The organism is Vibrio sp. R12-SG2-ISO1, assembly GCF_059834045.1.
Genome location: NZ_JCBDGO010000001.1, coordinates 587,402 through 601,491 on the forward strand (window position 1 = coordinate 587,402; position 14,090 = coordinate 601,491).

Below are 14,090 nucleotides of genomic sequence, written 5' to 3' on the forward strand. Positions count from 1 at the left end.
TTTTTTGATTAAGCCTGTTCTTTCCTAAGCGGGTTCTTTTTGCCCCCTGTCACTGGATCTGCGCTTCCGGCCGCTTTGGCTTGTTCTGCTCGCTTGCGTCGGATCTCTTTCGGGTCCGCTAATAAAGGTCGATAAATTTCGATTCTATCTTTGTCTCGGACAGTCGCATCCAACTTCACATTGCGACTAAACACCCCAACTTTATTTTTTGTTAGGTCAATATCGGGATAGCGTTCCAAAACGCCAGATTGCTTGATGATTTCCTCAACCGTCATCGACTTGTTGACCACCAAAGTGTAGACCCGCTGCTCATTGGGTAGCGCATACACCACCTCAACATGGATCATATCAGACTCAATACTCATAGCAGTTATACACCTGTTTCGCTCTTGCGGTAAAAGCATTGACCATATTGCTCGTCAACTCATTGAAGATTTTACCAAAGGCCATCTCAATCATTTTGCTGGAAAACTCAAACTCTAACTTAAGCTCTACTTTACAGGCTCGCTCATCCAACGGTGTAAAATACCAGCCCCCTTTCAAAGTTTTGAATGGGCCATCGACCAAATTCATGATGATCGCCTCGCCAAAGTGCAAGGTGTTTGAGGTGGTAAATGTCTTGCTGATACCCGCTTTAGACACATCGACCGACGCCACCATCGTATCCTGACTCTCTTCAATCACTCGAGAACCGGAACAGCCTGGAAGAAACTCGGGATAACTCGCCACGTCATTGACCAACTCATACATCTGCTCTGCACTAAAAGATACCAGCGCTGAGCGACTGACTTGCTTCATATTGACTCCTTACGACTAAGCTTGGGCATCAAGCTGGCGATAATTTTACTTTTATTTGCACTCAGCGCAAACAAAGGGATTTGCTAAGCACTAAACCCTCTTTATAATGACCGTATTATGGCAAAGAAAAACTCAAAACAAAAAGCGGGTAGCAATACCATCGCGCTCAATAAAAAGGCTCGCCACGAATACTTCATCGAAGATGAGATCGAAGCAGGTCTAGAGCTACAAGGGTGGGAAGTGAAAGCCCTTCGCCAAGGTAAAGCCAATATTTCAGAAAGTTACGTATTTATGCGTAACGGTGAAGCCTTTGTGAGTGGAATGACGATCACTCCTCTAAATCAGGCATCGACACACGTAGTGGCGAACCCGACTCGTGTGCGAAAACTACTTATGAGCCGTCGAGAGCTCGACAACTTAACCGGACGCATCAACCGTGAAGGCATGACGCTTATCGCCTTGTCTCTCTACTGGTCTAAATCTTGGGTCAAAATGAAAATCGGCGTAGCAAAAGGTAAAAAGCTACACGACAAACGTGATGACATCAAAGATCGCGACTGGCAGCGTCAAAAAGCTCGAGTAATGAAAAGCGCGCTGCGCTAATCTTAACCACTTAAACGCATAGTGCTAGACAGGCATCACTAATCTGGTACTATGCACCAACAACCTTGGGGCTGATTCAGGATTCGACGGGAATTTTGCAGTCTAAGGTGCATGCCGAGGTGCGGTAGGCCTCGTTAACAAACCGCAAAAAAATAGTCGCAAACGACGAAAACTACGCACTAGCAGCTTAATACCCTGCTGAGAGCTCTCTCGCCCTAGCTTCCGCACGTAAGACGGGGACCAACGAGGGATCAAACCCAAACGCGCTAGCCCGGATTCTCCCACCTGAGAGATGAACGGCGAATTATAATTCAGGTTAGTCATTCATTCGCGTGTCGGTTCGCAGGTGGGTGGCGAAATTAAAGATCGACTAAGCATGTAGTACCAAAGATGAATGATTTTCGGACGCGGGTTCAACTCCCGCCAGCTCCACCAAACGTTTGGAAAGGGCGGTAAGTCACTGATTTACCGCCCTTTTTGTATTTGCACATTCAATAATTTAGCTGTTTGGTACTAAAATATGGTACTGAGACATGCGAAACCTGCACATTTCCAAAAACGGCATTTGGCAATTCCGTTTTCAAATCCCGCGACTCCACCGACACCTATTTTCAAACCGATATGAAATAAAAAGATCGCTGAAGACAAGTAACAAACAAGAAGCCAGAATCAAATCACTAGAACTTGAGTTGGAAATTCGCACCTCAATCCAACAACAAAAGAACTTCTCAGAAGACAGCAAAACCGCACCTGCACCACCTGCAAAACGCAAAAATCTGACACCACGAAAATCGAGTTCATCGCCAAACCCATTTGAATGTCTGGATAAATACAGAGAAGCCAAGAAAGGTCTTGTACATGAAAAGACATTAAACATGGCTTACGCAAAATGTCATATTGTTCTTACTCTACTTCAGAAAAGTAACATCGAAAATATTAGGCGGATTCAAGCAGAAGAGGTACGCAAACTACTATCCCTGTATCCGGTGAATGCCAAGAAACACAAAGAATTAGCGAAACTAGCAGGTAGAGAGGTCATCAATATAAATAAGAAACTTAAACTACCGACCCTAAGCCCAGAAAGTGTCAAAGATTACATTCAAAAATGTTCTTCATTTTTCGAATGGTGCTTACAAATGGAGCTAACCGACATCAACCCTTTTAAAGGTATGAAATTTAAGAAGACTCGCAAGGATAGCGAGGCAAAACATGCCTATAACAAAACTGAACTCAAGAAATTATTCAGTACAGAGATTCATACCTTAAAGCAGTACAAACACCCTCACTATTACTGGTTGCCTCTACTTGGCATATTATCAGGAGCTAGATTAAATGAACTATGCCAACTGTATAAGACTGACATCTATCAAGAGGGAGGCCATTGGGTTATCAGCATTGATGATTCTTATGCAGGGCAAAGATTAAAAAATAACTTCAGTCGACGGGTTATTCCGCTACACCCGAAACTAATTAAATTAGGTTTTATTGACTACCTTTCAAGTGTCCAGCATGAACGACTATTCCCAGAATTAAAACTAGAGCGCGATGGCTACGGCACTTCTGCATCTAAATGGTTTGGCCGCTTCAAAACAAAGCTAGGTTTTGGTAAAGGCTACGACTTTCATTCCCTACGCCACACAGTAGCAACCCAACTAAAGAACCATGACGTTTCCCCCATTGTCGCTGGCGAAATACTTGGACATTCACAAAACAATATTACCTATGATAGATATGGGAAATCCATTAACTTAAACAAACTTCTCCAAGCTATTAGTGTACTTGAAGTAGATCTACAACTAAATGAAACTAACCCCTGTAATTAATTATTGGTACAGCTCGCAAAATTTGTATACTTCTAAGAAAATATGGAAACAAAACGCCCATTTTCTGGTGTGGAGTTGCTGTTAGTAGCATGTGCCCCACACACTTATGATAATTTCAAAACAATTACGAAACAGAAAGTAGTAGAGATTTGTATTGATAGAGGCTATATCACACCTATAGATATACGGAAAAAAAGTAAAAAGTTTGACTTTATTATTGATGTATTCGAGCGAGATTATCCCGCTATGATCTTGTCTGCACCACCGATTACAGTTGTCGAAGAACCTGATGATTACTATCGTGTTCAAGAAGAGTCTAATGAGTTCGCCAAAGCTATCATCGAAGACATCGGAAAGTCGTTAATGGAAAAGAAAGTGGACCTACCATTTTAAGCCCTCACAACAGTAGCTTTTCAGGGTCGCAGGGAGTTCCCCGCAAGATGGCAAACCTAGCAACTTGTTGCTAGGTTTGCCTATCTTGACTACCGCACATATAGGGAATGGTTTTCAAATCTTTGATTTATTTTGTATCTTTAAGATAAAGATATGCTCAAAAACTGGACAGTGATAACAGAATCAACAAAGAGCGTGCTTGCCCGAGAGAAGTACCTCAATGACGCAAAGCACAAAAATCATCGCAATACAGAAGTAATTCTCAACATATATGGTAGCGAAGACACATCACTTAATATGATGAGAAACTGTGATAAGTACACTCTTAATCAAGCGAACAAACGCAAAGGTGGTCGTCCACCAACACCAGCGGTCGAAATGGTTTTTGCACTTCCTAAAGGAATACGCCCTAACAGCAAGGAATGGCGCAAGATGCTAAATATCATTATGCAAACCTTAGCTCTATCATTCAATGTTAGTGGTAAGGATTTAGCACCAATTACTAGAGCAGTCGTGCATCAACAGACGCAATCTTCAGCAACGCGTGGCTCAGGAGATCACCTTCACCTCATTGTTGGTAAGTTCACAAACAACCTCATCTACCTCCGAGAACTACAACGAAAATCAACGACAAGATTGATAAAGCAAGCCTTCAATACTGCAATGATTGAAATCATGAATGTAGATCACCGTTCCTACTCTCCACAAAAAAACTACATAGGCGTTGCAAAGAAACGTTCACCTCAATGGAAAGTTCAAGCAGCACGCCGTAATCAGCAAATAGAAGATAAAACTAATGAAACAACACAGCGGCTATTAAAATTAATGCACCAAGCAGATAAGTGGTTAGCTGCATTTAGAGCCAATGACTCCACACAAATGAACCGACAGTATAATCGCATAATGAAAGAGTGCGGCTTGCTTGATACATCAAATGTAACGATGCCAGAAAAAGAACTATTAGAAAGACTTAGAAAACTTACGACTAAGATAGATGATAAATTATGTTCCAGCGGCAAAGAGCCAATGGCGAAAAGATTAAGGCTACGTTTTTAAGTTCACGCGCATAACTTCAAGAGTTATTTTGATACTTATTAGCTATTGGGTTGATGAATGTTTTACCTTAAAAGGATTCGACAAACTTCCTTTTAATTAGTCACGGGTTTTACTGCAGTTAGCCTAGCTCTTAAGTCTTTAGCTTCTTTTTCGTGCATTCGCCCCATTGTGTTCACTCTTCCCAAAGCACTATTGTAGGCAGATTGGTATTCGCTTGTAGTAGGATCATCACGAAACGCCAGTTCACATTTATGGACAGCTGCTCGAATCTGATCTCTAGCTTTTTTAGGCATTGTTGGAGAGGTTTTATTGACGTTAACACCATGAACTTCTTGCCTACGACTCCTAGGCATCACTTTGTGTTTTTTACGGTTAGGTTTTGCACCAACACTACGAAACAATGAATAGATCGAGTTAATAATCGCGGACTTTTCAGATTTTGATAACATGCGTTTAGTCGATACAGTGACATCATCAACATAACGTGTATAAGTGAAGCCTTTTGCTTCAAGTTTACTTACCAGTTCAGCTTCTCGTTTCCATAAAACTAGATTGCAGATATAGCTACTCGTTTTTGCCCCCTGCACAACATAACCTTGATACGTAACTAACTCAGCCAACAAATCAGCAACTTCATTAGAGAAACCAAAACAACCGACCCACATTTCGTGAACAACTTTCTTAGATATACTAGGGAAGAAGTTAGTGATGTCTTCACTAATCAGCAGTTTTGACGATACATGCTGTTTAGCGTCAGAGATGTAATCTCGTTTTTTGATGCTTCCTTGAAGATAGCTAGGGTAATCGACTTTTTTTAGAAAAGCTTCCGATATTTTGCCATGTACAGTTTTGAGGACGGGCTTTGCGTCATAAGTCAGACGAAGTGAGCCATCAGGCTTTTCGATTTTTCTCGTAAGAAAATAGTAGTCGTCAGATGTCGAGACAAGTTCATGTAACTCATCCAAAGAAAGACCTAGTGCCAAAGCTAGTGACGACAAACTAGCGACGGAAGCATGTGGGTATACAGGAAGGTTCAACTACCTTGTTCCATTAAAGAAAGTGCCGTATGAGCTAACTTTTCTGACAGTTCATTACTTATACCGTCTCTATCTTCTGCGTCAGAGGCAAGAAACATGAATATACTCGTCGGAACACTCATTGCCTTACAGATTTGGTTGATCGTAGACAAGTTAGGATCTCTTTTTCCTTGCTCCAATAGAGTTAAGTAAGAAATAGAAACGCCAGCAGCTTTTGAAAGTTGGGTTTTTGTCATCCCTTTCTGGGTTCTACAAAGTGACAACGCTTTTCCGATATTCATCAGTTACCTCCAAAGAAAAGAAGTGACCTGCTGTAAATAACAACCTTATAGCTAGAACCACATTCTCAAAAGTGCCTCTACAGCAGGAATCAACTTAATAGCAGTTCCGAAAGTCTCAAGTAATTGAGAACGAGACTTCTTTTTTCCATGCTGTTCGAGGTCGCTAATGATTTTGTCTAGCTCGGCTCGTTTACTGCTGTCCATAACATCATGCATCTCCTCTCGCATCATCTTTAGTGATTCGATGGAGTTCTTTAAAAGATTAGAATTATTTTTCATAATCAAAGACCTTTCGTCATTCAGTGCAACATTGCACCAGTCGACAAAACAATACTGAACTGAATAGAAATGTTATGGACAACACAGGTCACTCATTCTTGGGGCTACTTTGTAGCCCCTCCAGTCGAATATTTGGTTCCGTTTTCTCACTGTCATCGGTCAGTAACGTTACACATCTGCTGGGTAGCGGATTGCCAGTAGAAGGCAATCGACTCTTATGAGTCACAATCTTGTTCAGATTTAGGTCATATCTTTTAAAGAGCATCAGGGTGGTTCACCCTGTACATTTACAATAATAGCTGCTTTTTAACTTAAAACAACCTTTTTTTTTACTGTCAGTCAAAAATTAAGGGGCGTAATGAAATCTATTAATCATTTGAACATGTAGCTTGCGGAAGTTAAAAGCAACTAAATAAATTCATGTTGAACGAGTTATAGTTTACGAATCGAGATATTCCGCTTGCTCACCCTACGACTGGCTCCGCCAGCTACGGGATTGCGCCGAGCGGTGTAAATTCTTAGACCGTAAAATTGTAAAAATGTCTCCACACCACAACAGATATAGGTGTCACAGAACTATGAACACCCTCAAATGTTCCTGTTTCCTAAATTGTCTTTTACTAGAACTCGATTGGATCACAAACTCTCTATAAGCCACTGTCATATCTAGAAATTAAAGTTTTCATCTATATACTGGATGCATATCAATTTGACTAACCTAGGAATATATATGAGCCTCAACTTTGATGTTGTGATAGCAAGTGATGATTACTCCGTAGACATGAATTCAGGACTTGATACGCTTAAAGGGGCGTCCGAGGCTACTAGGCAGATAGCTACCACAATTCTTGAAGAACGAGTTCCAGAAAGGTTATCGTGTGAGAGTAAAGTTCGAACAAACTTAAAGAAGAGTTTTAAAGGCTCTTTTGGTCAGCAGTTTTCTCTTGATATCTACGATTTGGACATACAGAAGCGCTTCAATAAGATTGGCAAGAAAGCATTTTCAGAACTAATTTCTTATTTTATAAATGAAGCCCTTTACCAAGAAAGCCTTGAACTATCTACAAAGGCTAAAAAAGTTCTAAAAGAACTTGGAACTGAACTCGAAGAGAAGCTAATTAAACAACTACAAAAAAGCTCTCTTGATCACTTACACACAGTGTCAAATAACTATAATCAAGATGTAAAACTGAGATATAGGCAAAGTAGAGAGAAACAAACGGTCTTAGCTAGAGTTGACCGCGCAACACATGCGACTTTGCAACCGAGAACAGACAAAACCAAAAGAAACATCACTGCAAGTATTACTCGTCTTAATATCAATACTGGTAATGGTAGACTTCAAATACAAGGAGACAATGAAACCGTTGCATTTGGATTTCCTGCCACGAAAAGATATCTAGAACTTAAAGTCGCATCTAAAACACCATTCTCAAGAAACTTACATACTAATAACAGTAGACCAAGAGAAGAATGGGAAACTCTAGAACTTCTTGTTCATACGCAAACTACAAGTACAGGACGTGTAATCAAATATATTATTGAAGGTATTGTCGATGCTTAATCGGTACTCAGTTATAGCTATCGGTTTGATGGGTGCCGTCGTAGCTTCTTATGTGTTCCAGTTCTATTTCACTCTGGGGTATGAGCTCTCTGAGCAGCCCTCCGATTGGGTTGATTTTGGCGACTTCTTCAATGGGCTTGTTAGCCCGCTACTTAGCTTTGTATCCTTGGTACTGTTAATTCAATCTTTAAACCTACAAAACCAAGCGAATACAGAGCTTAGAGCTGAAGTACAACTAAACCATAAAAATGAACAACTAAGATCATTTGAAACCTATTTCTTTGGCCTAATTGAAGCTCAAAGGGCTTCATTTTCTAACTTTGAATTGAAGTTTGGGAACGCGGAAGATGCTAAAACGCTAGTAGGAGTATGTGCTATACGCGAGCTTGAAGATCGGATTGAAGCTTTTCGTGAACTTGACGCACGAGATACAGAAATAGAAGATATGTTAGAGAAGCTTGATCAAGATGAGCACATCTATAACACGATTCGTGTCTTCTATAATATAGTAAAAATGATCACCGAAAGACTCAGTGATGCAAATCAATTTGATGAGACTATAAGAGCTAACCAATTTCAGACACTGATAAGCTTTACTGAGTTCTCTCAACTAAGACTAGTAATGATCTGTATGCAGTTTATGGATTACCCTTCGGCAAACTACTTAAAAAATAACCATGAATTCATGTCGGTATTAACAGAGCTTGGCGGTGGAGCAGATCAATATTAACTTATGAAGACTATTAACAGTATCTGCAAGTAGTACAAGTTAGTATAACTTAACTGTCCTCTGAATAGCGAATATCCAAAACCTGCCAACCCTGCGTACTTTTCAATACGCAGGGTTGGCAGGTTTCTAGTTGTTTTTCTGACAAAATTCAGGATGTACCAGATACATTTTTTTGGGTTTCCGAACAAGCTTAATGTAACCATGCTGCTCAAGTATTTCCAGAGCCCGATTACGATCTTTACTTGTCGTAAGGCTTTTCCAATCCTTTTGACCTAGTTTTTGTTTCGTAAACTTCCCTTCCAATAGTGGAAGTTTTTCAAGTAAGCTCTGAACACTCGCATCGACTTTTAAGCTATCAAGCCCGAGAATCTTACGAGAGTGAGAGCTCAGATAACCTACCCACCTTAATGCCATTTTAAAGTTCTCTACATTAATACTCAGGTTTGGATGGAAATCAAAGCCTGTATTCCTCTCCGCCTCAGTGTAGATATGAAACAATAATGCAAGTTTTGCAATTAAAGTTGGCAGCTTGACCAATATAGAACGGTACTCCTTATGTTGCTCATTTAAGTTAGCTTGAAAACGCTTTTGCCATTTGTCCCATTCGCCTTGTGCTTCATCAGTAAAGCTATAATTTAATGCCTCTTTGCTACCTAAATCAGCTATCTTCTCAAACGCTCTGAACACTTTCTCATCAACTTTCTGATCTACATTTATATCAACATAGCAAGCCTCCGCTGTATCAGGAAAAACCGCTAGTTGAAAACGTTCAAGAAAGCCATCATTACCTCTACCATCAGCTCTTGCCTTTATCAGTGATTCAAGCAAGTCAGGTTGAATTCCTCCAAGCATATTGATATGAACGCTATCAACTACTATTTTTTCTGAAGTTTTCCGTTCCTGAACATACCTACTACCACTAGCATTGAAACCCTCTAGCAATAGCGGGCGTAGTTGCTCCCTTCCTTGCTTATTAAAATTCGAAAACAAGTTGCTCATTTCATCATTGAAAATCAATATTCCAAGAGGGTTTTTCCTAAGTTTCAAAATTAGAGCTTCTGGTGTAAGGTCATTACATATTACCTCTCGCTCAGCAAAATAAACTTTCTTTAGGTTAGATAACTCATCGATAAGTTCTTTACCAAGATCATCGTCTCCATCCATAAAAGCACGTTTCGCTTTTTCTTCTAACTCCCTTTGATTTTCATCAATTAGTTCATGCTCGATTTTCTGTTGATGAAAGTTCTTAATATTAAGAACGTCGAGTATGTTCTTTTGAACAAGTTCTAGCGGCCTCAGCCCTGACATTAATAAGGGGGTTTTCATGTCAGATACATTTCCAACCCCTAGTCCCCATATAGTTGGCTTAATTCTCCATTTTTTATCATGCTTCTTTGGAGTTATAGTAGCAGACCCTCCTACCAAACTAGCAAGGGATGTCACGAGCGCAATAGCAATGTAATCCATATTAGATTTATTTATTGCATATGCATTCTGGCTTCCATACTTGTATAGAGATTCAGGTAGCATTTCCTTGCTAACACTCTCCACACGTTCACTACCTAAAGTTCTTATTGGAATTACATCTTCCCAATCAACTTTTTCATAGTCCAATAGCTCCTCATCCAATTTAGGAATAAATTTACCATCAGACTTTTTAAAAAAACCCAATAACCTCATATTTCTCCTTCATTAAAAACTCATTGTTATTTAAAATTAATAAACAGAGACCAACTTTACCTTAAACCCCTTAATTATGTTATTTAAAAAAACTCGTCTAGCATACCTAGCCACTGTTAAAGAACCGTGTTTATCTAGTATCTTCTGTTTATATTTGATAGGACGATCTTTTCCATATCTACCGAACGTCTCTTTGTTATGTTCTCTGCCATTAATCTCAGCAACAACATCTTCTGGTAGATCTTTTTTCTTCAACTTATCAACAAAGTAATGTCTAATTGAATGAAAGGTTAATTTTTCATTATCGAACAAAGAACGATTTATCCTAGAATAATGTTCTGAGACTTTCCGAGAATACTTATTCTTCTCACAGTAAGTTAATCCTTCAAATAACATATCATTTTTGCTCTCTACGAAATTTAGAAATCCCAACCTAATCATTGACTTTGTTATTGGTAAATGCCTCTCTGAATATTTGTTTTTTATAGACTGCAAAGGCAATCTATCATTGACAGAAATACAATGAACTCCATCGACCTTAACAACATTAAGCTTATGAAGCTGAGATATTTCATTCTGTCTCATCCCCAACTCTATAGCTATGATTAAAATCCAACCAAGGTCGCTGATTTTCGTCCAGTCTGTAACACTAACTTTTAATAGTTCGTGTAATTGCTCCTCTGTATAAGATTCTCGTTGCCGATTATTCTTAACTGTATTTTTCTTCGCACTTAACATTGAAAAACAGTTTCTATCCAACAAACCTAATGAAACACACCATTCAAAGAATCTATTTACTTCACCAAGATATTGTTCAGCTGTTGCCAATGAAATATTTTCAAACCCTAGTTCTTTAGACTTTAGAATTAATTCATCACCACAATAATCTTTCAGACACTTCTTCTGATATAGAAACTTAGGCATTTCATATAAGCGGCTATACATATTAATAGCCTCCTCAGCTGAAAGTCGAAATGGATCTTTATCGGTTAACCTAAAGAACGTATCAATTTTATTGATAATGACTTTGATATCAACATTACTGACACCTTTCTTATTTAGAAAATTTCTATAATTCCTTTTAGCAACATGAAATTTCTTATGCTTCATTCATATTTAAACCTCAACCGCTTCCGTCTGGTATTAATATTAATAGTAGCTAGCTCATACCTTCAATAGCTAGAAAATACTAATTACGTGTCAAGAAAAATATAAAATGGATGTTAATGTTTTATCACGAAAAACCACTGCTCTGACCAGTTACCAGAAACATACACTTGACGAAAACCGAACAATAAACATACAAAAAAACCTAACTCATTGATATTAAAGAAACTGGCAGTTTTTTCGTTGTTCAACATAGAGTCCTTTCCCAAAAATAAACCTCGATTTTGAATGCTATAGACAACTCTGTTGTCTGTAGATTCAAGGTCGGGGCACAGCGGACATTCAACAAGTCCGGAATGAAATCTTTCGTAGGAGAGAGTTTAACTGGAATCCGTATTTTGGTTTACGTGGAGTCATTTCGCAGGTATTGCAGGTATAAGATGTCTATAGAACCCCCTGCGGATTTGTGCTAATTTCAGGTACTAAAGTTCACAAAACCAAACTTCTAACTAATTGATAAATATAAATTAAATGTTAACCGTGACTCTCCCGCCAGCTCCACCAAACGTTTGGAAAGGCGGTAAGTTATTGACTTACCGCCTTTTTTTGTTTTTATTTTTCGTTCGTGTACCGCTTGTACTAAAAGTTGGTACTAAAAATGCGCTATCTAAAGATATCCTCATCTGGTATTTGGCAATTAACTCGCCCCTATCGCAGCTTTCATAGCTAAAACAATCCATTCTGCTCATCAATAATTTTGACTTACGTTCTATGAGTAATCATTTACTCATAAATAGTCTACCTGCATATTAATGAGTAAAATTTTACTCATTTCTTGAAAATAAACGAATTTACGAGTAAAGTTTTACTCATTGATAAGTAGAGGTGTTGTCAATGGAAGAACTAACCGTACAAGCTTTTATCAGAGGTGAATGGATAGATATCGGTATCATCTCATTCCCTAAAAGTAGCCAACATAATTTCCGAGTGACTGAACTCAACTACCTCAGCGACTATGCGCTAGAACATCACGATAAAGATGACTTTCACGCTGTTTCACTAAATCATCCTGTCTCATTCTTTTTTAATGACATGGGTAAACCTGGATGGTTAACGTTTCTAGACGATATTATGCCTAGTGGTGCGAGTAGACGATACTGGGTCAAACACCTAGACATTGACGACCTTAGTTCTGATGAACAAGACTATGTTTTGCTCAAGTTTGGCACAATGTCGCCTATTGGTAACTTAAGAGTAAAAGACTCTCTTCCTGAGCGCTATGAAGTAGCAGACAACCTCTACTTCTCTGTTGATGATGTTAAAAATCGAGCTGGTGATTTCCTCGACTATGCACAGCAAAGAGGGGCCGCCGCAGGTGGTGCAACAGGGGCTGGAGGTGAAGCGCCAAAACTGATCCTCCGATGCGGTTTCGATCATGGATCGGGCAGCGAAAAAATATGGATTGATCCATACCAAGATGACAATAGCAACCACGACTTACATTACTTAGTAAAGTACCCTAGAGGCTCAAGAAGCACCATCGACTGTAATATTCTAAGAGCTGAGTTCTACTTCTACCACGAGCTAACAGAAATGGGAGTTGAAACAATCTCCACCGACGGCATGCGCTTGGAGGAAGGTTTAAACTACCCTTCCTTGTGGCTTCCTCGATTTGATGTTCAAATTATTGAGCAACAAATCTCGAGGTTTGGCATGGAATCTGTGTATTCCATTTTGAACAAAGGCGCTGGAGTCACTCTTGATCACGAAACAACAATCCGAACTCTCATAGAAAAAATCACTGAAAGCAATATGGTTAAACACCAAGGGTATAGGTTTGATACTCAAGCTTTCGTCATTGAATGGGTGAAGAGAGATCTGCTCAACATATTGTTTGGTAATAGTGATAACCATGGCAGAAACACTTCATTCTTAAAAGGTGATGGAGTCATAAAGCTTGCTCCCGTTTACGACTTTGCACCAATGAAAGCTGATCCTGAAGGCATTCCAAGAACAACAAAATGGAAAGCCCCACTAGAGGTTGGCGGCACTTACGACTTCGTAGGAATAGCGGACACCTTATCTGATCTCGTGCCAAAAGAAGTGTTATTACAAGAGCTAGAGGTTACTGCAAGTCAATGCATTGACTTAAAGCAGAGACTAGCATTACGAGGAGTGCCAGAACAAATCTTAGAGATGCCAGCCGTTGGACTTAATCATATATCAGAAAAGCTCACTAAATGGGGGCTACTATGAATCAGCCAAGCAATAAAGAGTCCGTACAAGATACAGTTGCTCGTCTAAGAGCAAAGCGAAATCAAAATCAGCACAAGACTGGGACGAATGCAACTCATTCGACCAAAGAACGATCGCAACTTAATACTCCGACGAGATCGAAAACCTCAAAAAACGCCAAAGCAGTCAGTGCAGCAGAACGCAAAACAGAGGCAAACAAAATCATCAAACACTTATTGCTTGGAGAGCTAACACAAGGCCAAGCGTTGAAAAGTTTACGCATTAATATACTAGGGCTCAAACAGGATGTATTCGCAAGACTTGTCGATGTCTCAAGAAAAACAGTCTCAGATATAGAGAATGATCGGGGCAGCTACAACACAGAGATTCTCAACAAGGTGTTCAAACCATTTGGCTTAAAAGTCGGACTGATCCCTACTTCTGTCAGTACGTTAAAATCGCTGATAGATGATAAGCAAGCAGACTAAATTAGGCTTATGACGC

The 14,090-nt window shown here is 39.5% G+C and carries 15 protein-coding genes and 1 other RNA gene; 9 read left to right on the forward strand and 7 right to left on the reverse strand.

Going from position 1 to position 14,090, the window contains the following annotated elements; genetic code table 11:
- Positions 1-8: 8 nt before the first annotated feature.
- Entirely contained in the window at positions 9-365 is a 357-nt protein-coding gene (locus AC6R10_RS02720) for an RnfH family protein (RefSeq protein WP_334551281.1), read from the reverse strand.
- Positions 355-798 (reverse strand): SRPBCC family protein, encoded by a 444-nt coding sequence (locus AC6R10_RS02725; RefSeq protein ID WP_500637730.1) that lies wholly within the window; start codon positions 796-798, stop codon positions 355-357. Before AC6R10_RS02725 ends, AC6R10_RS02720 begins: the two co-directional genes overlap by 11 nt.
- A gap of 117 nt (positions 799-915) precedes the next feature.
- Here AC6R10_RS02725 and smpB point away from each other — a divergent pair, with 117 nt between their 5' ends.
- From smpB to AC6R10_RS02750, 5 genes are all read left to right on the forward strand, one after another.
- Complete coding sequence (gene smpB / locus AC6R10_RS02730; protein WP_334551285.1) at positions 916-1,401, forward strand: SsrA-binding protein SmpB; 486 nt, start codon at positions 916-918, stop codon at positions 1,399-1,401.
- 67 nt (positions 1,402-1,468) lie between these two features.
- Positions 1,469-1,836, forward strand: a transfer-messenger RNA (tmRNA) gene (gene ssrA / locus AC6R10_RS02735).
- A 98-nt stretch (positions 1,837-1,934) separates the two neighbouring features.
- On the forward strand, positions 1,935-3,224 hold the full coding sequence (locus AC6R10_RS02740) for a tyrosine-type recombinase/integrase (RefSeq protein ID WP_500671367.1): 1,290 nt from the start codon (positions 1,935-1,937) through the stop codon (positions 3,222-3,224).
- A 42-nt stretch (positions 3,225-3,266) separates the two neighbouring features.
- Positions 3,267-3,617: a hypothetical protein gene (locus AC6R10_RS02745; protein ID WP_500671368.1), complete on the forward strand. Its 351-nt coding sequence runs from the start codon at positions 3,267-3,269 to the stop codon at positions 3,615-3,617.
- A 153-nt stretch (positions 3,618-3,770) separates the two neighbouring features.
- Positions 3,771-4,673: a hypothetical protein gene (locus AC6R10_RS02750; RefSeq protein WP_500671369.1), complete on the forward strand. Its 903-nt coding sequence runs from the start codon at positions 3,771-3,773 to the stop codon at positions 4,671-4,673.
- 92 nt (positions 4,674-4,765) lie between these two features.
- Here the strand turns inward: AC6R10_RS02750 and AC6R10_RS02755 are convergent, their stop codons facing one another.
- From AC6R10_RS02755 to AC6R10_RS02765, 3 genes are read right to left on the reverse strand one after another with little or no spacing between them, the layout of a single operon-like run.
- Positions 4,766-5,710: a reverse transcriptase family protein gene (locus tag AC6R10_RS02755; protein ID WP_500671370.1), complete on the reverse strand. Its 945-nt coding sequence runs from the start codon at positions 5,708-5,710 to the stop codon at positions 4,766-4,768.
- On the reverse strand, positions 5,707-5,991 hold the full coding sequence (locus tag AC6R10_RS02760) for a helix-turn-helix domain-containing protein (RefSeq protein WP_500671371.1): 285 nt from the start codon (positions 5,989-5,991) through the stop codon (positions 5,707-5,709). Before AC6R10_RS02760 ends, AC6R10_RS02755 begins: the two co-directional genes overlap by 4 nt.
- Positions 5,992-6,042: 51 nt before the next feature.
- Positions 6,043-6,270 (reverse strand): hypothetical protein, encoded by a 228-nt coding sequence (locus AC6R10_RS02765; protein WP_500671372.1) that lies wholly within the window; start codon positions 6,268-6,270, stop codon positions 6,043-6,045.
- A 730-nt stretch (positions 6,271-7,000) separates the two neighbouring features.
- Between AC6R10_RS02765 and AC6R10_RS02770 the strand changes: the two genes are divergently transcribed.
- Together AC6R10_RS02770 and AC6R10_RS02775 are read left to right on the forward strand one after the other, a co-directional pair.
- Positions 7,001-7,834, forward strand: a complete 834-nt coding sequence (locus tag AC6R10_RS02770; RefSeq protein WP_500671373.1) for a hypothetical protein — start codon at positions 7,001-7,003, stop codon at positions 7,832-7,834.
- A complete protein-coding gene (locus AC6R10_RS02775) occupies positions 7,827-8,564 on the forward strand; it encodes a hypothetical protein (RefSeq protein ID WP_500671374.1) in 738 nt (245 codons plus the stop codon). Before AC6R10_RS02770 ends, AC6R10_RS02775 begins: the two co-directional genes overlap by 8 nt.
- 126 nt (positions 8,565-8,690) lie before the next feature.
- On the opposite strand, the gene AC6R10_RS02780 is transcribed toward AC6R10_RS02775, so the two are convergent.
- A complete protein-coding gene (locus AC6R10_RS02780; protein WP_500671375.1) occupies positions 8,691-10,244 on the reverse strand; it encodes a DUF3987 domain-containing protein in 1,554 nt (517 codons plus the stop codon).
- 36 nt (positions 10,245-10,280) lie between these two features.
- Complete coding sequence (locus AC6R10_RS02785; RefSeq protein WP_500671376.1) at positions 10,281-11,354, reverse strand: tyrosine-type recombinase/integrase; 1,074 nt, start codon at positions 11,352-11,354, stop codon at positions 10,281-10,283.
- 891 nt (positions 11,355-12,245) lie between these two features.
- On the opposite strand from AC6R10_RS02785, the gene AC6R10_RS02790 reads away from it, so the two are divergent.
- Together AC6R10_RS02790 and AC6R10_RS02795 are read left to right on the forward strand one after the other, a co-directional pair.
- A complete protein-coding gene (locus tag AC6R10_RS02790; RefSeq protein WP_500671377.1) occupies positions 12,246-13,607 on the forward strand; it encodes a type II toxin-antitoxin system HipA family toxin in 1,362 nt (453 codons plus the stop codon).
- On the forward strand, positions 13,592-14,074 hold the full coding sequence (locus AC6R10_RS02795) for a helix-turn-helix transcriptional regulator (protein WP_500671378.1): 483 nt from the start codon (positions 13,592-13,594) through the stop codon (positions 14,072-14,074). The genes AC6R10_RS02790 and AC6R10_RS02795 overlap by 16 nt, the downstream gene beginning before the upstream one ends.
- Positions 14,075-14,090 lie beyond the last annotated feature (16 nt).